Genomic DNA, 24468 nt, shown 5'->3' on the forward strand with positions numbered 1-24468 from the left:
ACGACTCGGGGGCTTACGCGTGACACACGGACTCTCGTTCCTCGCGGACCACCAGGGTTCACAAGATGCGAAGACCGTAAGCGCAATTTGAACGATCAGCGTAAAACCGGCGTTAAGCCGGCCCCGCCGCCCCTGTGCCAAAAGGAAATGGCGGCGCCCTGAAACCGCCGCCCGCCTCCTCCAGCAACCGCGCCAGCGCGATGGCCGAACGGTCCTCGTCATAGGCGCAGATGAGTTGCACGCCGCGCGGCAGGCCGGACGGACCGGGCGTCACCGGAACCGCCGCCGCCGGCAGATGCGCCAGCGCCGCCACGCAGGCCCATTTCAGCAGATCGTGATACGGCAGATCGCCGCCGCGCAGCGGCAGGCGCCGCGCGAACGCGTCGGGCGAAAGGTCGTGTTCGATCGCCAGACAGGGCGCCAGCGGGCAGAGGATCGCGTCATACCGCCCGAAAAACTCGGCGAAAGCCCGCTTCATCACGGCGCGCCGCGTCATCAGACCGGCGTAAGCCGCCGCGTCCATCCGCGCCGCCCGCGCCCGCAGCGCCGGCCAGAATCCCTCGCCCTCCTGCGCCGCGCGGGCGCGAACCTCCGGCGGCGCGCCGGCGAAGCCGATGGCGAAATTGAGCAAGGCGTAGATGTCCAACGCCTCCTCCAGCGCGAAATCCGGCCGGGCCGGCTCGACCCGCGCGCCCGTCTCCCGCAACAGGTCGGCGGCGAGCAGCACCCCCTGCTCCACTTCGGGATCGACCGGCGCGAAATTCGGATCGAGCCACAGCGCCACGCGCCAGTCCTTCGCCGATTGACGCCGGGGCTTGGGCAGGAAGGCCGGGCCGGAGGCGTTGACCGGGCCGGCGATCACCGAGAGCGCCAGCTCCAGATCGCCCGCCGACCGCGCCAATGGCCCGGCGACGCCGAGATCGGGCGGGTTCTTGAGCTTGATCGACGGCAGCGGCGGAATGTGGCCCAGCATGGGAACCTGGCTCCAGCTGGTCTTGAGGCCGAACAGGCCGCAGCCATGCGCCGGCCAGCGGATCGAGCCGCCGAGATCGGAGCCAAGTTCGAAGGCGGTCAGGCCGGCGACGACCGAGGCCGCCGCGCCGCCCGACGAACCGCCGGGCGAACGCGACAGGTCCCAGGGATTGCAGGTGGCGCCGAACAGCGCGTTATACGTCTGGAAATCGCCGGTCAGGCGCGGCACGTTGCTCTTGGCGAAAATCACGGCGCCGGCCGCGCGCAGCCGCGCCACCGCCAGCGCATCCTCCTCGGGAACGTAATCCGCGAGTTCCTCGGCGCCGCAGGTCGTGGTCAGGCCCGCCGTGGCGAAACTGTCCTTGATCGACAGCGGCAGCCCGTCGAGCGGCAGGCGTTCGCGGCGCGCCAGCCGCTTGTCGGATTCGTCGGCGGCGCGGCGGGCGCCGTCCTCGTCCCAGGCGATCAGCGCGTTGACAGCCGGATTGCGCTCCATCACCCGCGCCCAAACCGCCTCGAACAATTCGCGGGCGGAAAAGTCGCGTTTGCGCAAGGCGTCGCGCCAGGCCTCGGCCGACGCGGTGAAGAACGCTTCGTCAAATCCGGTCAAATCGGCCAAATCAGGCTTCCTGCTCGATCGGCTCGCCCGTCGCCCGAACGAGTTCGCGCAATTCCACCAGCAGGCCGTCGAGCTGGGCCAGCCGTTCCGGCTCGATTCGCCCGAACGTCTCCGCGACGAAAGCCTGCTGCGCCTCGATGCCTTTTCGCGCGAGATCCCGTCCCGCCGGGGTCAGGTGAATGGCGTGGGAGCGGCGATCGCTCTGCAGGGTGCGGCGCTCGACCAGCCCGCTGGCGACGAGACGGTCCACCAGCCCGGAAATATTGCCCTTGGTGACGTAAAGCCGCGCCGCCAACTCCTGCTGCGACATGCCCTCACGCTCTGTCAGGGTGGTGAGGACGTCGCATTGCGGAACGGACAGGTCATAGGCGCGCAGCCGGTTGGCGATGGCCATTCGGCTGCGCGTATGCAGGCGGATCAGGCGAAACCAGACCCGCAAGGCGTCAGTGTCTTGTGTCATACAGGCGCAAGCCTCCCCGGAACGACCGTAACCGCACAATTCCGAGGCCGCAAGACGCGCAGCTCAGGCGTTGCCGGGTTGGGCCGGGGCGGCCGGCGAACCCGCCCATTCGGTGTTGGCCGGAATGGATTCGCCCTTCATCACAATGGTCTGCGGCCCGAGCCGGGCGAAATCGCCGACATGGGAATCGTAGAGCACGGTGGAGCCCGCGCCGACGGTCACGCCGGAGCCGAGGCGGACGCGGCCCACCTTCATCACGCGATCCTCGTACAAATGGGTCTGCAGCGCGCAGAGCACGTTCAGGGAGCAGAAGTCGCCGACCTCGACGCAGTCGAATTCGGTGATGTCGGTCATGTCGAACACGCAGCCCTTGCCGATCTTCGCGCCGAACATCCGCATGAACCACGGCAGGAACGGCGTGCAGCGCAGATGCTCCAGCATGACGCGGCCGGCGAGGCCCCAATAGAGCACGGCGACGGCCTCGGTGCGCATCGCCCACCACGACCACATCGGTTTGGTCACAGGCTCGTAGCGCCCCATGGTCGCCCATTTCACGCCGACGACCACCAGCGTCATGGCCGCCGCGATCAAAGTCGAAGCCGCGACGAACTTCCAGAACACCTCGCCATAGCGTCCTTCGAGCATGGCGGGGCCGAACCATTCGATGGCCCAGGTGCCGAAGGTGATGAACAGCATGGTCGGCAGCGAAATATGCACCGCCTCGAACACGCCGCGCGCGAAAACTTTCCATTTCGGCGCTTCATAGGTCCAGTTGGCGCCGGCGCTGTCAAACTTCTGGCGCACCGGCAGCTTGATCGGCGGCGAGCCGAACCAGGTGTCGCCGGGCGACATCAATTCATTGGCCGGCGGCTTGGACTTGATGCCGATCAGCGCGCCGTCGGGGATGATGGCGCCGGGCGGCAGCACGCCGTCATTGCCGATGAACACGCGCGCGCCGGTTTTCAGCTTCTCCAGCGTCATCCAGCCGCGCCGGATGTCCTCGTCGCCGATGATCGCCTCGTCGGCGATAAAACACTTGTCGCCGATCTCGATCAGGTCGTAGCGGCCGGACAGGTTGGTGGAGATTTCCGAGCCTTGGCCGATTTTCGCGCCCATCAGTCGATACCACCAGCGCATGTAGATGGTGGCGTAGAGCGAGGACAGCGTTTCCAGCGTCACCTCGATGGCCAGGGCCACCGCCCATTTGCGCATGTAGAACCACGAGTAGACCGAATAGCGGCCTTCGCGCACGCGCGGCAGCACGATCCAGCGCACGGCGGCGATGAAGCCCACGGTCACCAGCACCATGACGAAGGAGGTGGGCCAGGCCATGACGGGAATCGCCGCCATATAGAGCTGCCGGCTCACCGCGGCGAGGCCGAGCGCCTCGTCGATGCGGTCGAACACCCAGAAGGCCGGGAACAACGGCAGCAGGCCGACCGGCGGGATCGCCAGCAGCAGCAGGGTGTAGAGGAAGGTCTGCAGGCTGCGGCGCCCGGACGAAACCTTGGCGGCGGGCGGCAGCGCCTCCTTGTTGACCGAACCGATGCAGCGCGCCGGCGATCCGTCCCAAATCTCCCAGGCGCCAAGCCGGGTGTGCGGCGAGATGGCGCTGAGGTCGCGCATTTCCGCGCCCTCCTCCAGCACGCAATTTTCCGAAATCGCGCAGGAGGAGCCGATGTAACATTCGGGGCCGATGTCGATAGTCCCGACGATCATCTCATTGCCGACGAAGGACACATTGGCGAGCTTGGCGCGCACGCCGATTGTGGCCCCCGCCCCGATCGTCACCAGATCGAGCGCGCCGATCTCCAGTTCGGAAATATTGGCGTCCTGCCCGACCTTGACGCCGAGCGCCTGCAAATAGACCCGCATCAGCGGCGAGCACTGGAACCATTTGATATGGGTGAGGCCGAGCATGCGCTGCACCAGCCACCAGCGGAAATAATACAGCCCCCACAACGGATAGCGGCCCGGCTTGAACCGGCCGATCACGATCCATTTGGTCGCGATGGCGAGGCAGACCGTGAGAATGTTGACCACGACATAGACGCCGAGCAGCGACGCCACTTCCTGGCCGAAGCTGGCGTCCGTGTCGGTGAGCAGCATGTAGGACACGAAAATGCCCAGCCATTGCGCCGTGGCCAGCGCCAGCAGGAACGGCACGCAGACGGCCTGGGCGAGGCCGCACAGAAAGCGGCGCAACAGCGGCGGCGGCGTGAAGGTCAGGTCGGCGGGCGTCCCGGCGACGGCGACCTTTTCGTCGAGCAGGACGGCGATGGCGCGCAACGTGCGGGCGCTGTACATATCCTGAAGCGTAATGCCGGCGAGGCGCGGCGTCTGGCGCACAATGGAGACAAAGCGCGCCGCCAGCAGCGAATGTCCGCCCAGATCGGTGAAGAAATCGGCGTCGAACGGCACCGTTTGCGGCGGCAGCACTTTCAGCGCCGCCTCCAGCAGGATCGCCTCCGTCTCGGTCTGCGGATCCTCCTGCGCCTCGGTCGCGGCGGCCGGCGCGGTCAGCGGCTCCTTCTTCAGCGCCTTGCGGTCCACCTTGCCGGACGACAGGCGAGGCAAGATGTCGCGAATCTCGTATCGGGCCGGCGTCATGTAAGGCGGCAGCGTCGCGCGCAAGCCGGCGCGAAGGGCCTTGGGGTCGAGCGGCGCGTCGTTTTCGCGGACGAGGAAGGCCACCAGTTGATCGAGCCCGTCGTCCTGGCGCAGCACCACGGCGGCCTGCTTGACGCCCGGCTGTTCCGACAGCTTGGCCTCGATCTCGCCCAGTTCGACGCGGAAGCCGCGGATTTTCACCTGATCGTCGATGCGGCCATGGAACGAGAGGCGGCCGTCGGCCTCCATCACCACCGCGTCGCCGGAGCGGTACAGGATCGGGTCGTCGCCGGCGGAGTCGAAGGGATTGGCGATGAACTTTTGCGCCGTCAGAGCGTCGCGCTTCAAATAGCCGCGCGCCACGCCGGGGCCGCCGATCAGCAATTCGCCTTCCACGCCGCGCGGCAGCAGAGTGTTGGCCTCGTCGGCGACATAGCAGGTGTAGTTGGCGATGGGGCAGCCGATGGTCACGGCCTCGTTCGGACGAACCTCGGCCATGGTGGCGACCACGGTCGCCTCGGTCGGACCGTAGGAATTGAAAATGGTGCGGCCCGGCTTGCACCAGCGCACCGCGACCGACGGCGGGCAGGCCTCGCCGCCGAGAATGATGACGCGCAGAGAAGCCACATCACGCGGCAGCAGCGACAGCAGCGTCGGCACGGTGTCGAGCACGCTGACGCCGATTTCGTCCATCAGGTCCGGCAGGCGCTCGGCCTCGCCCATGACCTCGGGCGTGGCCACGAACAGTTCCGCCCCAACTAGATAGGGAATCCAGATTTCCTCCATCGACAGGTCGAAGGCGATGGAGGCGCCCTGGAACACCACATCGGCGCGGGTTACGCCATAATTGGCGTTGGCCGAACGCAGATAGTGGCAGATGTTGCGGTTGGTGACGACGATGCCTTTCGGCACGCCCGTCGATCCCGACGTATAGATCATATAGGCGGGATGATCGGGCGTCGTCCCGCGCGCGCGGGCGTCCACCGGCGTCTGGTCGTTGGCGTCGATCAGATCGGCTTCGGTGACGATCGCCGCGCTGATGCCGCCGCGCGCCTTGGCCGCGAACGTCTCGGAGGTGAGCAGCGCCTTGGCCTGGGCGTCCTGCAGGCAGGTTTCGATGCGTTCGACCGGGGCGTCGGCGTCGAACGGCAGCCAGGCCGCGCCGGTCTTGGCGATGGCGATCTGGCTGATCAGCAGTTCGGGGCCGCGCGCGCCCCACAGGCCCACCACGTCGCCGGGGCCGATGCCGCGCCGCGCCAGCCCGCGCGCCAGGGCCGTCGCTTCGTGATCGACCCGCGCGTAGGACAGCTTGCGCTCCATCGTGGTCATGGCGATGGCTTGCGGCGCCGCCTCGACCGTGGCCGCGAAAATTTCGGACAAAAGTTCGTCGCGCAGGAATTCGGGCCGTTTCGGGCCGCGCAGCATCGAAAGCTGCGTGCGGAATTCGGCGCCGCCGGCCCGAATTTCGGAAGCAACTATCGTTTCTGCGTCTGATTCGCTCATTGTCTTGATCCGTCTGGAGCCCGGGGCGCTGATCGCGGCGACTTCGCGATCCGCCTGGCGTTGTGTCTCGACTACGTGGCTTGTCTGAAACTGCGCTCAAGACAAAGGGTCACGCGCCAGCGGGACGCGGGGCGGCTTCGTCTACCATGGTTTTCACTCGCGTCCTACCCGCAATCGTCGATTCGGCCGCTCAGCTTTCATGCAAATCACTGCGATGCTAGGAATAGGGAAAAGGAGGCGGGAACATGGCGCAAATGGATCGTTCGGTCTGGTTCGTCACCGGATGTTCGACCGGCTTCGGCCGCGAGATCGCCCGGCAATTGCTCGAAGCGGGCAAAAAGGTGATCGTGACCGCGCGCGACGCGGCGAAAATCGCCGATCTCGCCGCCCTGGCGCCGGACAACGCGCTGGCCCTCGGCCTTAATGTCGACAAGCCCGAACAGATCGCCGAGGCCGTCGCGGCGGCCCAACAAAAATTCGGGAGGATCGACGTCCTCGTCAACAACGCCGGCTATGGCTATCTGGCGGCGGTCGAGGAAGGCGAGGACGACGAGATCCGCGCGCTGTTCGAGACCAATGTGTTCGGCCTCGCCGCGCTGTGCCGCGCCGTTCTGCCGATCATGCGGGCGCAGCGTTCCGGCGTGATCGTCAATCTCTCCTCCATGGGCGGCGTGTGCGGCTTCCCCGGCATCGGCTATTACAACGCCACCAAATTCGCCGTGGAGGGCCTGTCCGAAGCCATGGCGCAGGAACTGGCGCCGCTCGGCGTCAAGGTCCTGATCGTCGAGCCCGGCCCGTTCCGCACCGACTGGGCGGGGCGCTCGCTGAAAACCCCGAAACGGCCGATCGACGCCTATGCGGACACCGCCATCGCCCGCCGCGAGGCCACGCAGGCGTATAGCGGGACGCAATTGGGAGACCCGGCGCGCGGCGCGGCCGCCATCATCCGCGCCGCCGAGAGCGACGCCCCGCCGCTGCGGCTGGTGCTGGGCTCGGTGGCGCAAAATGTCATCGGCGCGCGCGCCGAGGCTTTTCGCAAGGAATTGGAGGCCGGGCGCGAAACCGCCCTGGCCTGCGACTTCCCCAAAGAGGCTTGAAAACCCAGCCCTTGCCGGGGCCGCTTGACTCTTCTCGCAAGGTCACGCCAAGGTCGCGCCGGAACTTTCGGGATCAAGCGTATGGCCAAAGTCTTGCGTATCGCCGCCGTTTTCGCCCTCGGCCTTGCGGCCTCGGCCTGCACGCCTTGCGGCGACTGGTCGAAGTTCAACAGTTTTCCCGGCGCCTGCCACTCGAGCGAGGCCAAATAGCGCGGCCAAGCCGCGCAAAGGCGCCAGACTTGCGCTTGACTTTCGCAGCCCGAGCGGTTTGACCGGGGGCCTTCCCGGAGGTCGCCGTGAGCCAACGTTCAAGAAAAACAAGAAAAGTCGCGCCGCGCATCGGCCTGATAGGTCTCGGCGCGTTTGGCCGGCTGATCGCCGCCCATCTCGGCGGCCGCTTCGCGCTGCTCGGCTACGACCCTCAGGTCCAGGCGCCGATCAAGGGCGTCATCGCGGCGACCCTGGCCGAAGCGGCGGCGTGCGACGTGGTGATCCTCGCGGCGCCGGTGCCGGCCCTGCGCGAAATCTGCCGCGAGATCCGCCCCTGCCTGCGTGCGGGCGCGCTGGTCCTCGACGTCGGCTCGGTCAAGGTGCTGCCGGCCCAGATCATGCGCGAGGAGCTGCCCGATCATGTGGACATTGTCGGCACGCATCCGATGTTCGGACCGCAGAGCGCGCGCGGCGGCGTCAAGGGGCTGAAAATCGTGCTGTGCCCGATCCGGGGCCATTGGACCCGGCCGCTGGCCGGCTGGCTGCGCCAGACCTTCCAGCTCGACGCCATCATCGCCACGCCGGAGCAGCACGACCGCGAAGCCGCCATGGTGCAGGGCCTGACGCATCTGATCGCCAAGGTGCTGGTGGAGATGGAGCCCCTGCCCCGCTCGATGACCACCGTCAGCTTCGACCTGCTGATGCGCGCGGTGGACATGGTGCGTCACGACGCGCCGGAAGTTTTTTACGCCATCGAGCGCATGAATCCCTTTGTGCCGGACGTGCGCCGCAAGTTTTTCGGGCTGGCGGCGGACCTCGCCGAACATCTGGAGCACAACGGCGAAAGCCAAAGCTCACGGTAGCGCCTCCGGGGCTGGCGGCGAAAGCGGACTCGCCAGCACCTTGTCGATCCGGCGACCATCGAGATCGACCACTTCCAGGCGCCAGCCGGCGACATCGACGCAATCGCCGGTCGCCGGCAGCCGGCGCATGGCCTGCAACACCAGCCCGGCCATGGTCTCGTAGTCGCCGTCGGGCAGGCGAAACCCCAGTTGATCCGCCACTTCGTCGGCGGGCGTCGCGCCCGAGATCAGCCAGGACCCATTTGGGCGCCGGACCATTTCCGGCCCGTCGTCCGCCGCGTCGGAGCGGAACGCCCCGGCGATGGCGTCCAGCACATCCGCAGGCGTCGCCAGCCCCTCGAAATGACCATATTCGTCATGCACCAGCGCCATCGGCGTCTCAGCGGCTTTAAGGGTCGCGAGCAGGTTGAGCGCATCCAGCCCGTCGGGCACGACCGGCGCGGTCTTGAGCAAGGCGCGAACGTCCAGCTCCGCGCCCGACAAAACCGCGTCGAGCGCGTCCTTGACATAGAGAACGCCGAGAATCTCGTCTGCGCCGCCGTCGAAAGCCGGAAGCCGCGAGTGGCGCGCCTTGCGCAGGGTTTCGCGAATCTCTGGCGCGGGCCGGGACAGGTCCAGCCATTGGACCTCGGTGCGCGGCGTCATTAACGTGCGCGCGGTGCGGTCGCCCATGCGCAGCACGCCCGAAATCATGCGATGCTCGTCGCGCTCGATCACGCCGGCGCCGGCCGCTTCCGCGACCAGCGTCTTGATCTCGTCCTCGGTGATGGCGTGCTCGCCGGCGTCCGAAGCCCCGAACAGTCTCATGACCAGCCGGGTTGAGGCGTCCAGCAGCCAGATCAGCGGCGCGGCGGCGCGCGACAGCGCCACCATGGCCGGCGCCATGGCGCAGGCGATGGCTTCGGGATTGCGCAGCGCGAGCTGTTTCGGCACGAGTTCGCCCACCACCACCGACAGATAGGCGATGAGGCCGAGCACCACGCCGTAGCCAGCTGTATCCGCGACCCAGCGCGAGGCGCCCTGCTCCAGCAGGATATCCGTCAAGGCCGCGCCCAGCGCGGCGCCGGAGAATGCGCCGGCGAGAACGCCGATCAGGGTGATGCCGATCTGGACGGTGGACAGGAACCGTCCCGGCGCCTCCGCCAGCGTCAAGGCCGACCGGGCGCCGGCGCGCCCGCCGTTCGCCAGCGCGGCGAGCCGGGATTTCCGGGATGAGACAACCGCCAGTTCCGACAGCGCGAAGACGGCGTTCAACGCGATCAGTCCGATCGCGACGGCGAGTTCGATCAATTTCCTGACATGGACCCGCGCATGGCCCTCCTCTGCGGCGCCTCGCCCTCAAGATAAGGGGAAATCCTGAAAGGCGAAACCGATCCTGGCCGCAAGAACCAGATTGCGACGCCGCGAAGCCGCGCGCCGGGAACGACGCCCCCTGGGTTCAAGCGTTGAGTTTGGGTTCCCCCGCCGTGGCGGCGAAGGCCGGAACGCGCTGTGTGAAATCGTCGAACCAGGCGACAAGGCGGGGATGAGCGGCGCGCCATTCGCCGGAAAAGCGCAGATCGAGATAGCCCAGCGCGCACGCCAGGGCGATCTGCCCGATGTCGGGCGTTCCGTCCAACGCCGGGGGCACCTGTTCCAACTGCGCCAGCGCGCGCTGGATCTTGCCTCCCTGGTGCGCCAGCCATTTCGCGCTGCGCTCCTGCGGCTCGCGATACCGCGATTCGTAAACGATGAGAACGGCGGAGTCGGTGAGCCCGTCCGCCAGAGCTTCAAGCACGAGGGCGCGCGTGCGCGCCTTCGGGTCGCGTGGGATGACGCCGCCGCCGCCGGCCTGCTCATCGAGCCAGGCGGCGATCACGGCGCTGTCGTAGATACATTCGCCGTCATTCGTCTCCAGCACGGGAATCTTCCCAAGCGGATTCTTGTCGCGAAGCGGGTCGGCCGGATCAAGCGTATCCACCGGCGTCAGCGCCATGTCCTCGGAGAGCCGAAGCACGGCCGCGGCGACGCGAACCTTGCGCGAAAACGGCGAAGGCGGAGAATAATACAGCTTCATCGGCGACCTCCCGGCGCATGTCGCGCGGACCAAAGGAAATCATGCCGATTTCCAGCGCGCGGGCAAGTGCGGATGGCGCATCCGAGACGTTCGAGCGCGTCGAATTATTCGAGATGGAGATTGACCGCCTTGGGTCCCTTGCCCTTCTTGTCGGGCTCGACCTCGAAGGTCAGCCGTTGGCCTTCGTTCAGCGAAGCGAGGCCTGCCTGCTCCACCGCCGTGATATGGACGAAAATATCCTTTCCGCCATCGGTCGGCTTGATGAAGCCATAGCCTTTTTCCGCATTGAAAAACTTGATCACGCCCTGTTGCGTCATGACGCCCTTCCTCCGGTCATAAGCCGATCGGCGGGCGGCCGATATTGCCATTCCTGCAATCCTGAGCCCCCCAGCCGTTTCGGCTGATTGGGCGGATTGTCTTGCGTGTCAGAGTCTTCTTTTGTGCAAGACCGCGTCGCGGATGTTTCCGTCAGCGCCTTCGGCGTCAGCCGAAGCCCCTCCCAAATCGCCGCCAAGTTGCGGCATATTGACGCAAATGGCAAGAGGGAGCGCGCGCCTCCCCTATATCTTTATTGTGAAGGAACTTTAGAGGCGTCCGTTTTTTTGCCGAAAGGTTCGAGCCAAAACCGGGCCGTACCATCCTGCGCAAGCAGACGGGTCAACTCCGGAAGCAAGACGGAGGCTTCTTCTTCAAGAACATAAGGCGGATTGACGACGACCAGCCCGGTCCGGCCCAGCCCCTTGCCGGGCGCCCTCGCCTGCAGGTCGATGCGCAATCCCTCCGCCAGGCCGCCGATCTCGCGGCAAAACGCGTCCGCGATCTCCGGCTCCTTCACCGGCTGCCAGATCATGAACGTCCCGCCCGGCCATTTCTTCAGGGCGGCGGCGACCGAATCGAAGGCGCGCTCATAATCGTCGCGGCGCTCGAACGGCGGATCGATCAAAACGAGACCACGCCGCTCGGGCGGCGGAACGAAGGCGTTCAGGCCCTCGTAGCCGTCCCTCTCGATCACCTTGACCCGCGCGTCCCGTCCCAGCGCGCGGCGCAGGGCGGCCGCAGCCTGCGGCAGCAATTCGCAACACAGCGCTTTGTCTTGGGGGCGCAAAAAGCTTTGGGCGATTTTCGGCGAGCCAGGATAGAGCGGCCCGGCGCCGACGCTGTCGAGATAAGGCGCCAGCAATTCCGCGGCGGCGGGGGACAAGCTCGCGGCGCGCAGCCGGTCGATGCCGTCGCGCGCCTCGCCGGAGCGTTGCGCCTCCGATCCCGAGAGATCGTAAAGCCCCGCCCCGGAATGGGTGTCGATGTAGCGGAACGCCTTGTCCTTGCGCCGCAAATACAGCAGCGTCCGCACCAGCAGCGCGTGTTTCAAAACATCGGCGAAATTGCCGGCGTGGAATTCGTGGCGATAATTCATCGTCCCGCCGGAACGACCATGCTCTGGCTGAAGCAGCCGCGCCGAACCACTTCTGGACACGCGACGAAATCGCGCAAGTCCTTCGACAGGCAGATACGGACTTCGGCCAACGCGCCGCGCGGACAGGTGACGGCCATCATGCCGGGCCGCAGGCGCGGGTTGGCGGCGACGAAGGCGCGCTGCACGTCGAGCGGCGCGAGCGTGAGAGATTGGCGCACGTCCTTCAACTCGGGCGGAATCGTCACGGCGTCGCGGGCGGCGCGCACATCGGCGAAATAGCCGCTCGGGCTTTTGCCGGAACAGGCGCCATGGGCGCGCCATTCGTGCCGCGCCAGCCCCTCGTCGGGATAGAGATCGCCCAAGCCGGCCAGAACGCCCGAGGGCAAGCCGCCGCCATCGCAGGGCGGCGCGGCGCCCCTGGCGTATTGCTGCCAGAGGCCATGAACGACGAAGCCGGGATTGGCCCCCGGCGCACATTGCCGCCGCGACCGCTCCGCGCCGCCATTGGCGCAGAACGACGGCGACCACGACAGCGCCAGAAGGTAATAGTCGAAATCGCCCGACGGCGCGGTTCCCCGCGGCCGAAAACGGCCGGCGTCGTCCGGCGCGCTGGCGCGGGAAGAAGCGGCCGGGCGCTGGTCGGCGCAATTGTCGAGAATGCAGTCGCTGGCGAAGGCCGGCGTCGCGGCCAGCAAAGCCGCCGCGACCCAAAGCTTCATGTCAGCGCACCGCGCCCGAGCAATGCGGCGGATAGGCGCGCGCCTTGTCCTCGCCGACGGCGCAGAATTCCACTCCGGGTCCGAAGCCGACGAAGCCGCCGCGCTCGATGATGTTGTACTTCACCTCGCGGGGCCGCCCATCGTTGAACAGGGCCTTGACCTCGCAATAGCGGCGCGGAATGAACTCTTCGCCGTGCTTGCGATAACCCAGTTCGCCGACCTGTTCGAAGGCGACGATCGAAAGATCGTTGTCGCCGAACCAGAACTGCTTGGAGTCGAACTGGTCCTTGATGGCGCCGAGAATGCCGAAATCGTCGCAGGACGGAAGATCGCCGCTATACGGGATCGCACGATCCTCGGCGGGAAACGTATGGGGCGCGGAAGCGCCGGCCGCCAGGACGACGCCCGAACCGGCCAAAGTGAGAAAACCGAATGTGGCCGCAGCAAGAGCGGAACGCGAAAGAAGCATGGGAATCCCCGATTGCCAATCGCGGCTGACGATGCGCGAAACGGCCGCGCAGCGTCAAGGCTTTTCTCGGCGGCTAACGCGCGGGCGAAACGCCGGCGCGGGCGACGCCACGCGGCGCCGTCACGGCGAGCAGCCGCTGCTCGATGACGATCCGCGCCAGCAGCAGCGCGCATTTGGCGTAGCGGCCCGCCAACCGGCGCGGGTTGGAGGCCGCGCGCCACAGCCATTCCAGCCCGAGGCGCCGCATCGCCCGCGGCGCCCGCTTCTGCGCGCCGACGATGAAGTCCACCGCCGCGCCGACGCCGATGAAGCCGACGCCCGCATAGATCTGGGCGAGACGGTCGGCGAATAACTCCTGCTTGGGCGCGCCGAGGCAAAGGAAGACCAGTTTCGCGCCGCTGGCGACGATGCGGGCGCCGGCCTCCGCCGCCGCATCGGAAAACGGATCGAAACCGAAGGCCGGGCTCTCCGCGAAAACGATCCGCAATTCCGGGAATTCGGCGCGCAGCCGCGCAGCCGCACCGTCGAGCGCCGGCTGGCTCGATCCGAAAAACGCCACGGGCAGGCCCTCGCGCTCCGCCATGGCGCAGAGCGGCCGCAGCAGATCGGCGCCGGTGACGCGACGCAGCGACGGCGCCTGCGCGCGGCCGAGCGCGACGATGGGCGCGCCGTCGGCGCTGACCAGGGTGGCGCGCGCATAGGCCGCGCGAAACGCCGGATCGGCGCGCCGCTTGACGAGATGATCCAGGTTCAGGGTGGCGAAGGTGAAGCCAAAGCCAGACAAAAGCCGCGACCGCACCGTCGCCACAGCCTGGTCGGGATTGAGCACGTTAATGAACTGACCATCGACTTCGACGTGATCCGACACATTGTCGAAATTGGCGTAAAGCGCGTCCGCGACGGTCCACATCAAACAAATTCCCCCGCTGAAACGTCGGCGCGCAAGCGAAAGCTTCGCGACCGGGCGCCTCCCTTGCTGCAAGGGGCGCCAGCGGAGAATTTTGCGTCAGGGAGAGACAGTTAGGCGCCAGAAGGGCGCGAGCCGTAAAGAGGCGGCGCCGAATTGAGCCAATCCGACGCCGCGCAAAGCATGGATTTCGTTCGAAAATTTACCTTTTGGCCTCGGCGGGCGTCCCGCCTAGGCCGGAACGAAGGCGCCGGGCGGGACCATGCCCTGGACATAGGCGATATACAGCGCGTCCAATTGCGCCCAGAGCACGTTGCACTTGAAGCGCACGGCGTCGACGCAGGCCTCCTGCTCCACGCGGGTGTGGGCGTGGCGCTTGATATAGTCCAGCGCGAAATCCGCGTCGCGCGGCGCCTGGGACAGACGGCGGCGGAAATAGGCCATCACGTCCTCGCCAATAAAATCGTAGTTCTCCAGCATGCCGGCGATCCGTTCCTTGTGGATTTTCGGCGCGAACAATTCGGTCAGCGACGACGCCACCGCGACCACCAGCGGCTGTTCCGCCACGAAACGCACATAGGCCTCCACCGCGAAGCGGGTGGCCGGCAGCGCCGCCTTCTTCGACATCACCAGCGCGCGGTCGAGGCCGAGGCCGTCGGTGAGGATCAGCCAGCGCTCGATGCCGCCCGACTCCTCACCTAACCCATCGTGATCGTGGATGCGGTGAATCCATTCCCGGCGCAGGTCGCGATCGTCGGTGCGCGCCATCAGCGCGGCGTCCTTGCGCGGCACCGCCTCCTGATAGCAATAGCGGTTGAGCGCCCAGGCCTGCACCTGCCCCCTGTTCAACTTGCCGCCGTGCAGCATCTGGTGGAACACGTGCTTGTCGTGGTAGCGCTCCGCGCCCACGGCGCGAATGGCGGCCTCGAACGCCTCATGAGTCAGCAGCGCATCGGCGGACATTTCCTTCTCCCACTTGTTTTTTTACGCAGCGCCAGAATTAGCATCGCCCTTTGACGGCGACGATGGGTAAAAAGGCGCAAGCGTTCTTAACTTTGTAAGATTTTCGTCACGATTTTCTCTGGGCATGTCCAGTTGAAGCCGCTGTTCGACTTGCGCGGGAACGCCGCCGAGAAAGATCACCTCGTCCGCAAGCAAAAGGGCGTCGTCAAGATCGTGGGTGGCGATGACGACTGTCATGGCGCGGGCGGCGATCCGCTGCGCCAACAGCGCCCGCAACCGCCGGTGCAGGCCGAGATCGAGCGAGGCGAACGGCTCGTCGAGCAGCAGCAGATCCGGCTCCACCGCGAACGCCCGCGCCAGCGCGACCCGGCGCGCCAGCCCCAGCGACAATTGGCCGGGATAATCCGCCCCCCGCCCGTCGAGTTCGAACGCCGCCAGCGCGGCCTGCAAGGCCGCCTCCGACAGGCCCGGCGCCGCCAGCCGCAGATTGTCGGCGACGCTGCGCCAGGGCAACAGGCGCGGCTCCTGAAAAGCCATGCCGATCCTCCGCGCCGGCGCGGACAGCGCGCCCGCGGTGGGCTGCTCAAGCCCCGCGATCAACCGCAGCAGAGTGGACTTGCCGCCGCCTGACGGCCCGAGCAGCGCGGTGACCTTGCCCTCGCCGAGGGTCAGGGAAAAATCGCGGAACACCTCGCGCGCCGAGCCGTTCTTACGCGCGAAGCTCTTGCTGAGCGCCTGGATTTCAAGCGCCATGGCCGCGCCACCCATTGGCCGCGCGCTCGGCCGGGCGCAGCACGAAAGTTTCGGCGAGAACCATCAAGGCGACGAAGGGCAAGGCATAGGCCAGCAGCAGCCGCAGGTCGAACAATTGAAACGCCATGCCCATCTTGAAGCCGACGCCATTGGGCCGCCCCAGCAGTTCGACCACCAGCACGATCTTCCACACCAGAGCGAGGCCGCCGCGCGCCGCCGCCGCGAAATAGGGCGCAAGTTGCGGCAGCCACACATTGCGCCAGCGCTTCCACGACGAAAAGGCGAAGACCTGCGCCATTTCATCGAGCGCGGGATCGAGCGCCCGCGCGCCCTCGCGCAGCGTCACCACCGCATTGGGAAATTTGTTCAGCGCGATGGCGACCAGCGCAGAAGTTTCGTTCAGCCCGCCCCAGACATAGGCGAGAATGATCACGACCAGCGCCGGCGTGTTCAACGCGATCACCAGCCAGGGATCGACCAGCCGGTCGAGCGCGGCGTTGCGGCCGAGCGCGAGGCCGAGCGCCGAGCCGGCGGCCATCGCCAGCGAAAATCCGGCGAGCACGCGCATCAGCGTGAGGCCGAGATTCATCGGCATGTCGCCGCTGCTCCATTCGGCGATGAAGGTCGCCGTCACCTGGTCCGGCGCGGGCAAATGCTGCGGCCCGAGCGCCAGCGCGCCCAATTGCCACGCCAGCACAAACAAACAGAGCGAAACCAGCCGGATCATGGCGCCCGGTAGAACAGCGACTGATCGAGTTCGGCGTCGCCGCCGACCAGTTGCGGCCCGCCGATTTTCGCCAGAACCTTGTAGAGGGCGGCCGCGTCGGCGATTTCGCTGTCGCGCGACGCGGTCGGAATCCCCGCGCGATAATAACGCCGCACGATCGCCTGCCCGGCGGCGTCGGCCAGACCGGTCATGCCGGCGATTTTGGCGAAGGCGGAATCATCCTCGGCGATTAGCGTTTTGGCCTGTTTCATCATCGTGAGAAACCGCGCCAGCGCCGGCCCCTGCCGCGCCGCGAAAGTCGGCGTGAACACATAGCCGGTGACGATCACCGGATTGGTGGCGCCCAAATCCTTCTCGACCGCGATCAAATCAATGGCGCGCGAAAAGCCCTTGGCCTCCAGCCGCGCGCAAAACGTCCAGAACTCCAGCGCGGCGTCGATCTCGCCCTGCGTCAGTTTCTCGGCCAGCAGCGCCGGCGCGCCATAAACGATATTGGCCTGCGACTTCAGATCGACGCCCTGCTTGAGCGCCCAGGCCTGCAGCAGCAACCAGCTCTTGTCGAGCGGGCCGCCGGCGACGCCAAGTTTTTTGCCGACGAGATCGGCGGGCCGGGCGAATTTCGCCGGCTCCTTCGCCATCACCGCGCCGAGCGCGGTCGAATGCGGAACGAACAGCAGGGGCTGGCCGAGGCTGCGCTCGCGCGCCACCCACAGCCAATCGGAAATGATCATGTCGGCGCCGCCGCCAATCAGCGCGATCTTGCCGGCTTCGGTGGTGGCGAGTTCGGTGGCCTCAAGGTCAAGATCGGCGGCCTTGTCGAGCCCATAGGCGCGGGCCACCGCCAATTCCCAACCGAACGTGCCAGTCGCTTGGATGGCCAGACGAATCTTGTCGGCGGCGACGGCGGGCGCCAGCGACACAAGGCACGCGAAAGCCGCGGCGCACAAACGCGATAGCAACATGGCGCCCTCCCTCAATGTGCGGTCTTGATGGCGTCGAGCGGCAATTGCGCGAAATCCATCTTGCCGACTTCGATCGCCGCCTTGGTGCGGCTGTAGACGTTCAGCTTGCGCAGGATTTCAGAGACATGCGCCTTCACAGTGGTTTCGGCGACGCCGAGTTCGTAGGCGATCTGCTTGTTCTGCAAGCCGGCGCGAATCATTTCGAGCACGCGCAATTGCTGCGGCGTCAGATCCTGCAGCCGGCGCAGCATGTCGCCCCGCTCGATCTCGGAGGGCTGCGGCTGGTTGATGTCGCGGAACCGCTCGGGCAGATAGATCGAGCCGTTCAGCACCTCGCTGATCGAATGGGCGAGTTCGCTTTTCGACGTCGCCTTGGAGACGAAACCGGCGACGCCCATCGACAGCAGGTCGCGCACCACGCGCGGATCCTCGTGTCCCGAAACCACCATCACCGGCAGATGCGGATAGGCCGCGCGCACGCGCACCAGTCCCGACAGGCCGGAGGTGCCGGGAAGGAACAGATCGAACAGGCCGAGATCGATATTCTTCTCACGGCTCAGCAGTTCCAAAGCCTCGTCGATCGTGGTCGCCTCGAAGATTTCACAACTCGGCCGCTCCATGCGCACGGCGCTCTCCAACGCCTCGCGAAACAGGGGATGGTCGTCGACAATCAGGATCCGGGTCATCAGGGCGCTTCCAGTTTTTTGTCGCGGCGTCGATGTCTCGCGCCGTTTGTTTTCTTGACTTTGAGTTTGCGCTGCGCCGCGCCGGGGCGCAAGCCCCGACGAAAGAAGGGCGACCCGACGGGCCGCCCTTCGCAACGATCAGTTTCGGTCGCCTCAGTTGGCGGCGGATTTGGGCGGCAGCTTGAACACCCAGTAGGAGCCGCCCTGGTTGATGCCCTTGAAGGTCTTGGCGACTTCGCCGCCCCACAGCGGCACCGCGCCGCCCCAGCCGGCGGCCACGCCGATATATTCCTCGCCGTCCTGCTCCCAAGCGATCGGCGGCGCGACAATGCCGGTGCCGACGTTGAACTTCCACAATTCCTTGCCGGTCTTGGCGTCGAGCGCCTTCAGGTAGCCTTCAGGCGTGCCGTAGAACACCAGGCCGCCGGCGGTGGTCATCACGCCGCCCCACAACGGGGCCTTGTTGTTGACCTGCCACTTGATCGTCATGGTGACGGGATCGAAGGCCTTGAGCGCGCCGATGTGATCGTCGAAGACCGGCTTGATGTTGAAGCCAGCGCCGAGATAGGCCGCGCCCTTCTTGTAAACGACCGGCTCGTTGTGAATGTCCATGCCCCATTCGTTCGCCGGGACGTAGAACATCTTGGTCTGCGGCGAATAGGCCATCGGCATCTGGTTCTTGCCGCCGAGGAAGGACGGAACGGAGAACACCTCCTTGCCCTTCTTGCCGTCTTCCGACTTGGTGGGATCGCCCGGACGGCCTTCGTCGTTGTAGACGGGACGGCCGTCGGGGCCGATTTCCTTGGCCCAGGTGATCTTCTCGACGAACGGCTTGGCGGCGATGAACTTGCCGTTGGTGCGATCGAGCACGTAGAAGAAGCCGTTGCGGTCGGCGGTGCCGACGGCCTTGATGGTCTTGCCGTCCTTCTGCAGATCGAACGACACGACTTCGTTCACGCCGTCGAAATCCCAGCCGTCATGCGGGGTGGTCTGGAAACCCCATTTGAGTTCGCCGTTCTCGGGATCGATGGCGATGCGCGAGGCGGTCCATTTGTTGTCGCCCGGACGCAGCCACGAGTTCCAGGGCGCCGGATTGCCGGTGCCGAAGAACACCAGATGGGTATCGGGATCGTAGGTGCCGCCGAGCCAGGTGGCGCCGCCGCCGGTCTTGTACATGTCGCCGGCCCAGGTCTCGTTGGCCTTGCCGGTCATGGTGGTGTCCTGGCCCTTGTACTGGCCCACCAGGCCTTCGAGCACGGGACGCGACCAGACGAGGTCGCCGGTGTTGACGTCGCGCGCCTCGACGCGGCCGACCACGCCGAATTCGCCGCCGGACACGCCGGTGACGATGAGCGCGCCATTGGCCTTGGTCGGCACGATCAGGGGGGCGGCCGAATTGGAATAGCCCGCCTTGAAGTCGTCAATGGTCTTTTGCCAGACCTTCTTGCCGGTCTTGTAGTCGAGCGCGAGCAACTGCGCGTCGAGGGTGGAGAAATAGATCTTGTCGCCGTAGATCGCCGCGCCGCGGTTGATCACGTCGCAGCAGGGCATGATGCCCTCGGGCAGACGCGCGTTATATTCCCAGATCTTCTCGCCGGTCTTGGCGTCCATGGCGTAGAGACGGCTGTAGGAGCCGGTGACGAAAACCATGCCGTCGTGAACCAGCGCCTGCGCTTCCTGGCCGCGCTGCTTCTCGCCGCCGAAAGAGAAGGACCAGGCCGGAACGAGGTTCTGGACGTTCTTGGTGTTGACCTTGTCGAGCACGCTGAACCGCTGGCCCTGCAGGCCCATGCCGTTGGTCAGAATCTGCTTCGGATTCTTGCCGTCATTGAGGATGTCGGCGTCGGTGACGGGGGCGGCGAAAGCGCCGCCCATAGCCATCCCCAAAATGGAGACGCTGGCGAGAATTGTGCGTTTCATGATTCCCATTCCTCCCAAGAATCGCCCCGCGGGTCCGGAGCCGTTTTTCGAGAAGCGGCGAAAACCGCATCCCCATTCCAGCAAGGCGCGCCGATGATACGCCGCGCCAAGAACGCGCTGCAAGAGCTTGACCCTTGCGGCCTACCTGTCCTGCGCCGGCTGGCGCCATTCGACGCCATAGGACGCGAAAATCCTTTTCAATTCGCCCGATGCGGCCATCGCCGTCATCTGACGATCAATCTCGTCGGCGAGGTCGACCGAATCCGCTTTCACCGCGCCGCCAATCGCGAAGGTCCTCACCAGCCTGTGCGCCGGATGAACGATGGCGGCGGGACGCGCTGACGTATGGACAAGATGCTCCACCAGCGCGGACTCGCCATAAAATGCGGAGACCTCTCCGTTCTCGAAAGCCTGCGCCGCCTTGCCCTCGCCGCGCACATGCACGACATGGTCGATCAGCTTGTGATCGCGCGCCGTTAGAAGAATGATGTCGGCGAGCGTGCCGAGATCGACGGCGACCTTCTCCTTTTCGAACAGCGAGAAATCCTCCGCCTGGCTCGCCTTGGCCGGATCGACCGCCATGGCGTAGCTCTCAACCTGATAGGCGCCGGTGAGCTTGATCTTGTCGTTGTCGTCTTCGAGGCGCGCGTCATTAGGCACATGCAGCATGACGTCGCCCGGCGCGTCGCCAAGAATCGAGCCACGCCAGACGCCATTGCGGAGATCGTCGTTGAGATTGTCGTCGGGGCGCAGCACCAGGTAATCCGCCCTGCAGCCCAAGGATTTCGCCAGAGCGGCGCCGATCTCGACGTCGATGCCCTTCAGGCGGCTTCCCTCCTGCCAGGACCACGGACGATAGTCGCGATAAACGGTGACACGCAGCACGCCGCCGGATTTGACCGCTTCAAGCGGACGCGCGTCCGCGGTCGTCGTCGTCGCGCCGCCCAGCGCGATCATGAGCAGGAGGGCGCGAAACGCGCGCATCGCGCTCAATCGCCCGCGTAGCGAGTATCGAGATAGGTGCGGATCGCCCACATGGCTTCCTGCGACAGAATGCCTTCCCAGATCGGCATTTTCTGCACGCCATTCTGGTTATAGCCATGACGGACGCGATTGATGAACCAGCCGTCGCCATCCTCGGCCTTGTCGAGGTAACGCAGGTCAGGCGCGAGACCGCCGGACTCGGCCTCCAGACCGTGACAGCGCGCGCAATTCTGGTTGAAGCCGGAGGAGCCGATCTTGGTCGCCAAAGCCTGATCCTTGGTGCCGCGATAGGGGTTCTTCTCCAGCCAATCGGAACCAAGCGAGGGAAGCCCGGTTGTATCGATCGCCTGGGGAACGACGTCGCCATGCGCGAGGACGCGGCCCACGCCCAGAACGGACGCGCAGAAAAAAAGGGAAATCCCCAGTTTGCGGGTAAAAGACGACACGTTTTCCTCCAGAATTTTGCTCGATCTTAGAGCGAGCCGTCTTGAGGGGAATTGTACTTTGGCGCCCTCGACGAAAGGCCCTCATCGCCTGGACAGATCACGCGGGTCCTTTTGTTTATTTGATTGATTCGCATAAATTTTTAATAGTCATGGCTGCTCCGGGCCGCAGGGCGGTTCTACCCCGCCCGGCTTGCCCGGAACCGGCGTCGCCGCGCCGGATCAGACCTTGTCGGCGACTTTCTCTCGCGTCAGGCGCCGTTGCGTAAAGCCCTCGACCTTTTCCGCTGAGTCGCGCGCGGCGATTTCGCCAATGCGATGATGCAGCGGCGATTTCGAACAGATCGGATCCGTCGCCGACGCGTCGCCCGCCAGGGCCAGCGCCTGGCAGCGGCAGCCGCCGAAATCCTCGTTCTTGCGCTCACAGGAGCGGCATGGCTCCTTCATCCAGTCCGTGCCGCGATAGGCGTTGAAACCGGGCGAGTCGGCCCAGCATTCGGCCAGCGATTTCTCGCGCGCGTTCCAGAACTCCAGCCCCGGGATCGTCTCCGCCGCATGGCACGGCAGAACCTTGCCGGTCGGCGTGACGTTGAACGTCAGCCGCCCCCAGCCGCTCATGCACGCCTTGGGATATTTGGCGTGGTAATCCGGCGCGACATGGTCGACGACGATGCGTCCCTTGTAAGCGGCGCGCCGCGCCTCGACCGCCGCATAGGCCGTCTCGCTCTGCTCGCGCGTCGGCATCAGATGGGCGCGGTTGAGCAAGGCCCAGCCGTAATATTGGGTATGGGCGATTTCGATGCGCCGCGCCCCGAGTTTGACGGCGAAATCCACCATCTCCGCCGCGCGTAAAATATTGGCGCGATGGATCACGGCGTTGACGGTGAGCGGCATGCCGCTGTCCGCCACCCAGCGCGCCACCTCGATCTTTTTGGCGAAGCCGCCCTGATAGCCGCCGATCCAGTCGGCGCTGTCCGCTTCCGCATCCTGAATCGACAATTGCACATGGTCGAGACCGGCGGCGACGAGCGCCTCGAACAGAGGTTTGGTCAGGCCGACGCCGGAGGTGATGAGATTGGTGTAGAGCCCAACCTGCGCGCAATGCGCGACCAGCTCAAGCAGATCGCGGCGCGACGCCGGCTCCCCGCCCGACAGATGCGCGTGCAGCACGCCGATCTCCGCCGCCTGCGAAAAGATCCGCTTCCACTCGTCGGTGGACATCTCCGCCTGCCGCCCGGCCATTTCCAGCGGGTTGGAGCAATAGGGGCAGGACAGCGGGCAACGGTAGGTCAGTTCGGCCAACATGCCCGAAGGCGGCGCGAGCGGGTTACTCATAGGCGAGCATCCGTTTGTCGAGCAATCCGGCGAGCAGCGCGCGCACGTCGCGTTCCACGACGGCGCGGTCGGCCACGTATTTTTCCGCGAGGTCTTCGACGATCCGCCCCAGCGAAACGGAGCCGTCGCAGCGCTGGAGAATGTCCACGCTGATCCCATTGAGACGCAGAAAACGCTCCGGCGCCAGCAGCACCCAGCACTTGCGCACCGTGTCGTGTTTCAGCCGCACGCCGCGCAGCAGATAGGGGCGGGACTCGCCGGTAAAATCGTCGTCGCTCATGAAGCCTCCGCCGTGTCGATCGCCATGCCGTCGAAGGAAATTTCCCAGCCGGCCGCCTCGACCTGCGTTCGTTCGGCCGAGTCGCACAGCAGGGCCGGATTGGAATTGTTGATGTGAATGAACACGCGCCGCTTGATCGCCACATCGCTCAAGGCGCGGATCGATCCCCTGTCGCCGTTCATCGCCATATGCCCCATGCGCCAGGCCGTCTTTTGCGAAAGCCCCAGCCGGATCATCTCGTCGTCTTCGAACGTGGTGCCGTCGAAAAAAACGATGTCCGCGCCATCGAGACGTTGGCGCAGCGCGTCGGTCATCCGGGCGCAGGACGGCATGTAGTAGAAGCGCCGGCCGCCCCGCCCGATCTCGAGCCCGACCGTATTCTCGCCCTCGGCGCCAAGTTCGATGTCCGCCTCGTCGGCCGCCTCCATATATAGGGGCGTTTTTCCCGGCGTCACGAAAGGCGTGATGGAAAAACCGAGACCGCTGTCGACGCGCTCCTCAAGCTTCGCCGTCCGGCGCGCGACGAGATCGGCGTTGAGCACGCCGAACACGCCGGAGCGCGTATGCGCCATCACCGCCTCGGTGGCGAAAAACGTGAACGGCTGCATCTCGCGCATCACCAGCAGACCGGCGATATTGTCGATGTCGCCGTTGGGCGCGAACACCGCTTTGACCGGCGAATGTCGCGGCGACGCTTGCGGATGCAGCGCGGGATTGTCGATGATCTGCTGGCGCAAATCCGGCGTCGCGGACAAGATCATCCAGCGCTCGCCATCGGCGCTGACAGCGAGGCTCGCTTGCGAACGCCTGAGAATTCGCGGGCTGTTCGCATAAGCGAGACGGCAGTTTTCGCACAGGCAGTTCCATTGCGGCAAACCGCCGCCGGCCGCCGATCCAAGCACGAGAAAGCGCATGACGACCTGACTTCCAAAAGATACGTTGCGGCGCGGGCGAGGCCGGCCCGCGCCGCAACGGCGCGCGCTCGAGGCGGGGAGTTGCGAGGCGCGCGAAATTCAAAAAGGATCGTTCAGATTTCCGCGGACATATAGGCGGTGACTTCCATGCCCACGCAGATTTCGCAGGCCTGCGGCGTCGTCCAGATCGTCTCGTTCATCGTGTTTCCTCCAGGCGGCCGTTTCGGCCTTTGTTATCGCGCTTGAAGCACGTGATGAAGATAGTGCGGCGAGGGGGAACGTCTACGGCGCCAAAGTAGCAAGCGCACGCCAAGCTTGCGCGCCAAGTTTGCGCGTCTGGTCCCGATGGCTTCGGCGACGGGCGCGAGGTCATGAATCGCCCGCTTTTTCAGGCTGCGCATGGCGCTGGGTCAATCCCACTAAAGGGCACTATCGCAGCGCGCGGAACCGAGTTTACCATGCCAGACGTTGAAGTCATAATATCGAATGACATGTCCTGGGGAGGTCATGCGAAACAGGCGACGCGCTGACGCGTCAGAGCCAGCCTTGACCTTGGCGCCGCATCGCCGCCGAGGGTCAACGTCTGCCTTTTCCTGCGCCGC

25 protein-coding genes are annotated in these 24468 nt (G+C 65.8%); 3 read left to right on the forward strand and 22 right to left on the reverse strand.

The window, feature by feature from the left end; all coding sequences use genetic code 11:
- Positions 1–112 precede the first annotated feature (112 nt).
- The 3 genes from CFB24_RS03355 to CFB24_RS03365 form a co-directional block, all read right to left on the reverse strand.
- A complete protein-coding gene (locus CFB24_RS03355) occupies positions 113–1591 on the reverse strand; it encodes an amidase family protein (protein ID WP_088519127.1) in 1479 nt (492 codons plus the stop codon).
- 1 nt (position 1592) lies between these two features.
- Positions 1593–2051, reverse strand: a complete 459-nt coding sequence (locus CFB24_RS03360) for a MarR family winged helix-turn-helix transcriptional regulator (protein ID WP_088519128.1) — start codon at positions 2049–2051, stop codon at positions 1593–1595.
- A gap of 63 nt (positions 2052–2114) precedes the next feature.
- Complete coding sequence (locus CFB24_RS03365; RefSeq protein ID WP_244593129.1) at positions 2115–6086, reverse strand: Pls/PosA family non-ribosomal peptide synthetase; 3972 nt, start codon at positions 6084–6086, stop codon at positions 2115–2117.
- A 323-nt stretch (positions 6087–6409) separates the two neighbouring features.
- On the opposite strand from CFB24_RS03365, the gene CFB24_RS03370 reads away from it, so the two are divergent.
- The 3 genes from CFB24_RS03370 to CFB24_RS03375 all read left to right on the forward strand — a co-directional run bounded on the left by CFB24_RS03370 (position 6410) and on the right by CFB24_RS03375 (position 8334).
- The gene (locus CFB24_RS03370; protein WP_088519130.1) at positions 6410–7261 is read left to right on the forward strand and encodes an oxidoreductase; all 852 of its coding nucleotides are present in this window, start codon (positions 6410–6412) and stop codon (positions 7259–7261) included.
- Between the two features lie 81 nt (positions 7262–7342).
- The gene (locus CFB24_RS23900; protein WP_264582325.1) at positions 7343–7471 is read left to right on the forward strand and encodes a hypothetical protein; all 129 of its coding nucleotides are present in this window, start codon (positions 7343–7345) and stop codon (positions 7469–7471) included.
- Between the two features lie 86 nt (positions 7472–7557).
- On the forward strand, positions 7558–8334 hold the full coding sequence (locus CFB24_RS03375; protein ID WP_088519131.1) for a prephenate dehydrogenase: 777 nt from the start codon (positions 7558–7560) through the stop codon (positions 8332–8334).
- Here CFB24_RS03375 and CFB24_RS03380 read toward each other — a convergent pair.
- The 19 genes from CFB24_RS03380 to pqqA all read right to left on the reverse strand — a co-directional run bounded on the left by CFB24_RS03380 (position 8326) and on the right by pqqA (position 24066).
- Positions 8326–9624 carry a hemolysin family protein gene (locus CFB24_RS03380; RefSeq protein ID WP_088519132.1) on the reverse strand — a complete coding sequence of 433 codons (1299 nt, stop codon included), beginning with the start codon at positions 9622–9624 and terminating at the stop codon, positions 8326–8328. The two genes, CFB24_RS03375 and CFB24_RS03380, sit on opposite strands and share 9 nt — an antisense overlap.
- 148 nt (positions 9625–9772) lie before the next feature.
- A complete protein-coding gene (locus CFB24_RS03385; RefSeq protein WP_088519133.1) occupies positions 9773–10390 on the reverse strand; it encodes a glutathione S-transferase in 618 nt (205 codons plus the stop codon).
- A 104-nt stretch (positions 10391–10494) separates the two neighbouring features.
- The gene (locus CFB24_RS03390; RefSeq protein ID WP_088519134.1) at positions 10495–10707 is read right to left on the reverse strand and encodes a cold-shock protein; all 213 of its coding nucleotides are present in this window, start codon (positions 10705–10707) and stop codon (positions 10495–10497) included.
- 251 nt (positions 10708–10958) lie between these two features.
- A complete protein-coding gene (locus CFB24_RS03395; protein ID WP_088519135.1) occupies positions 10959–11804 on the reverse strand; it encodes a 23S rRNA (adenine(2030)-N(6))-methyltransferase RlmJ in 846 nt (281 codons plus the stop codon).
- Entirely contained in the window at positions 11801–12523 is a 723-nt protein-coding gene (locus CFB24_RS03400) for a ribonuclease T2 family protein (RefSeq protein WP_088519136.1), read from the reverse strand. The genes CFB24_RS03395 and CFB24_RS03400 overlap by 4 nt, the downstream gene beginning before the upstream one ends.
- A gap of 1 nt (position 12524) precedes the next feature.
- On the reverse strand, positions 12525–12992 hold the full coding sequence (locus tag CFB24_RS03405) for a hypothetical protein (RefSeq protein ID WP_104469627.1): 468 nt from the start codon (positions 12990–12992) through the stop codon (positions 12525–12527).
- Between the two features lie 73 nt (positions 12993–13065).
- Entirely contained in the window at positions 13066–13902 is an 837-nt protein-coding gene (locus tag CFB24_RS03410; RefSeq protein ID WP_088519138.1) for a WecB/TagA/CpsF family glycosyltransferase, read from the reverse strand.
- A gap of 228 nt (positions 13903–14130) precedes the next feature.
- A complete protein-coding gene (gene pqqC, locus CFB24_RS03415; RefSeq protein WP_088519139.1) occupies positions 14131–14862 on the reverse strand; it encodes a pyrroloquinoline-quinone synthase PqqC in 732 nt (243 codons plus the stop codon).
- A gap of 21 nt (positions 14863–14883) precedes the next feature.
- Positions 14884–15615, reverse strand: coding sequence for an ABC transporter ATP-binding protein (locus CFB24_RS03420; RefSeq protein ID WP_158255139.1), 732 nt, complete (start codon positions 15613–15615; stop codon positions 14884–14886).
- Positions 15605–16342, reverse strand: coding sequence for an ABC transporter permease (locus CFB24_RS03425; RefSeq protein WP_088519141.1), 738 nt, complete (start codon positions 16340–16342; stop codon positions 15605–15607). The genes CFB24_RS03420 and CFB24_RS03425 overlap by 11 nt, the downstream gene beginning before the upstream one ends.
- Positions 16339–17304, reverse strand: coding sequence for an ABC transporter substrate-binding protein (locus CFB24_RS03430; RefSeq protein WP_088519142.1), 966 nt, complete (start codon positions 17302–17304; stop codon positions 16339–16341). Before CFB24_RS03430 ends, CFB24_RS03425 begins: the two co-directional genes overlap by 4 nt.
- 11 nt (positions 17305–17315) lie before the next feature.
- Entirely contained in the window at positions 17316–17990 is a 675-nt protein-coding gene (locus tag CFB24_RS03435; RefSeq protein ID WP_088519143.1) for a response regulator, read from the reverse strand.
- Positions 17991–18143: 153 nt separating this feature from the next.
- Complete coding sequence (locus tag CFB24_RS03440) at positions 18144–19871, reverse strand: PQQ-dependent methanol/ethanol family dehydrogenase (protein ID WP_425332129.1); 1728 nt, start codon at positions 19869–19871, stop codon at positions 18144–18146.
- Between the two features lie 180 nt (positions 19872–20051).
- Positions 20052–20894 (reverse strand): substrate-binding periplasmic protein, encoded by an 843-nt coding sequence (locus CFB24_RS03445; protein ID WP_088519144.1) that lies wholly within the window; start codon positions 20892–20894, stop codon positions 20052–20054.
- 5 nt (positions 20895–20899) lie between these two features.
- A complete protein-coding gene (gene pedF, locus CFB24_RS03450) occupies positions 20900–21340 on the reverse strand; it encodes a cytochrome c-550 PedF (protein ID WP_244593112.1) in 441 nt (146 codons plus the stop codon).
- 219 nt (positions 21341–21559) lie between these two features.
- On the reverse strand, positions 21560–22672 hold the full coding sequence (pqqE, locus tag CFB24_RS03455; protein ID WP_088519146.1) for a pyrroloquinoline quinone biosynthesis protein PqqE: 1113 nt from the start codon (positions 22670–22672) through the stop codon (positions 21560–21562).
- Complete coding sequence (pqqD, locus tag CFB24_RS03460; RefSeq protein WP_088519147.1) at positions 22665–22952, reverse strand: pyrroloquinoline quinone biosynthesis peptide chaperone PqqD; 288 nt, start codon at positions 22950–22952, stop codon at positions 22665–22667. The genes pqqE and pqqD overlap by 8 nt, the downstream gene beginning before the upstream one ends.
- Positions 22949–23866 carry a pyrroloquinoline quinone biosynthesis protein PqqB gene (pqqB, locus tag CFB24_RS03465; protein ID WP_088519148.1) on the reverse strand — a complete coding sequence of 306 codons (918 nt, stop codon included), beginning with the start codon at positions 23864–23866 and terminating at the stop codon, positions 22949–22951. The genes pqqD and pqqB overlap by 4 nt, the downstream gene beginning before the upstream one ends.
- Before the next feature lie 113 nt (positions 23867–23979).
- Positions 23980–24066: a pyrroloquinoline quinone precursor peptide PqqA gene (pqqA, locus tag CFB24_RS24035; RefSeq protein WP_088519149.1), complete on the reverse strand. Its 87-nt coding sequence runs from the start codon at positions 24064–24066 to the stop codon at positions 23980–23982.
- Positions 24067–24468 lie beyond the last annotated feature (402 nt).

This window comes from Rhodoblastus acidophilus (assembly GCF_900187365.1).
Lineage (GTDB): Bacteria > Pseudomonadota > Alphaproteobacteria > Rhizobiales > Beijerinckiaceae > Rhodoblastus > Rhodoblastus acidophilus.

Bases quoted from the DNA above. Each gene is read 5' to 3' on its own strand.
- CFB24_RS03360 (WP_088519128.1), bottom strand. From the start codon at position 2,051: ATGACACAAGACACTGACGCCTTGCGGGTCTGGTTTCGCCTGATCCGC.
- CFB24_RS03365 (WP_244593129.1), bottom strand. From the start codon at position 6,086: ATGCTGCGCGGCCCGAAACGGCCCGAATTCCTGCGCGACGAACTTTTG.
- CFB24_RS03370 (WP_088519130.1), top strand. From the start codon at position 6,410: ATGGCGCAAATGGATCGTTCGGTCTGGTTCGTCACCGGATGTTCGACC.
- CFB24_RS23900 (WP_264582325.1), top strand. From the start codon at position 7,343: ATGGCCAAAGTCTTGCGTATCGCCGCCGTTTTCGCCCTCGGCCTTGCG.
- CFB24_RS03385 (WP_088519133.1), bottom strand. From the start codon at position 10,390: ATGAAGCTGTATTATTCTCCGCCTTCGCCGTTTTCGCGCAAGGTTCGC.
- CFB24_RS03390 (WP_088519134.1), bottom strand. From the start codon at position 10,707: ATGACGCAACAGGGCGTGATCAAGTTTTTCAATGCGGAAAAAGGCTAT.
- CFB24_RS03395 (WP_088519135.1), bottom strand. From the start codon at position 11,804: ATGAATTATCGCCACGAATTCCACGCCGGCAATTTCGCCGATGTTTTG.
- CFB24_RS03400 (WP_088519136.1), bottom strand. From the start codon at position 12,523: ATGAAGCTTTGGGTCGCGGCGGCTTTGCTGGCCGCGACGCCGGCCTTC.
- CFB24_RS03405 (WP_104469627.1), bottom strand. From the start codon at position 12,992: ATGCTTCTTTCGCGTTCCGCTCTTGCTGCGGCCACATTCGGTTTTCTC.
- CFB24_RS03410 (WP_088519138.1), bottom strand. From the start codon at position 13,902: ATGTGGACCGTCGCGGACGCGCTTTACGCCAATTTCGACAATGTGTCG.
- pqqC (WP_088519139.1), bottom strand. From the start codon at position 14,862: ATGTCCGCCGATGCGCTGCTGACTCATGAGGCGTTCGAGGCCGCCATT.
- CFB24_RS03420 (WP_158255139.1), bottom strand. From the start codon at position 15,615: ATGGCGCTTGAAATCCAGGCGCTCAGCAAGAGCTTCGCGCGTAAGAAC.
- CFB24_RS03425 (WP_088519141.1), bottom strand. From the start codon at position 16,342: ATGATCCGGCTGGTTTCGCTCTGTTTGTTTGTGCTGGCGTGGCAATTG.
- CFB24_RS03430 (WP_088519142.1), bottom strand. From the start codon at position 17,304: ATGTTGCTATCGCGTTTGTGCGCCGCGGCTTTCGCGTGCCTTGTGTCG.
- CFB24_RS03435 (WP_088519143.1), bottom strand. From the start codon at position 17,990: ATGACCCGGATCCTGATTGTCGACGACCATCCCCTGTTTCGCGAGGCG.
- CFB24_RS03440 (WP_425332129.1), bottom strand. From the start codon at position 19,871: ATGGCTATGGGCGGCGCTTTCGCCGCCCCCGTCACCGACGCCGACATC.
- CFB24_RS03445 (WP_088519144.1), bottom strand. From the start codon at position 20,894: ATGCGCGCGTTTCGCGCCCTCCTGCTCATGATCGCGCTGGGCGGCGCG.
- pqqE (WP_088519146.1), bottom strand. From the start codon at position 22,672: ATGAGTAACCCGCTCGCGCCGCCTTCGGGCATGTTGGCCGAACTGACC.
- pqqD (WP_088519147.1), bottom strand. From the start codon at position 22,952: ATGAGCGACGACGATTTTACCGGCGAGTCCCGCCCCTATCTGCTGCGC.
- pqqB (WP_088519148.1), bottom strand. From the start codon at position 23,866: ATGCGCTTTCTCGTGCTTGGATCGGCGGCCGGCGGCGGTTTGCCGCAA.
- pqqA (WP_088519149.1), bottom strand. From the start codon at position 24,066: ATGAACGAGACGATCTGGACGACGCCGCAGGCCTGCGAAATCTGCGTG.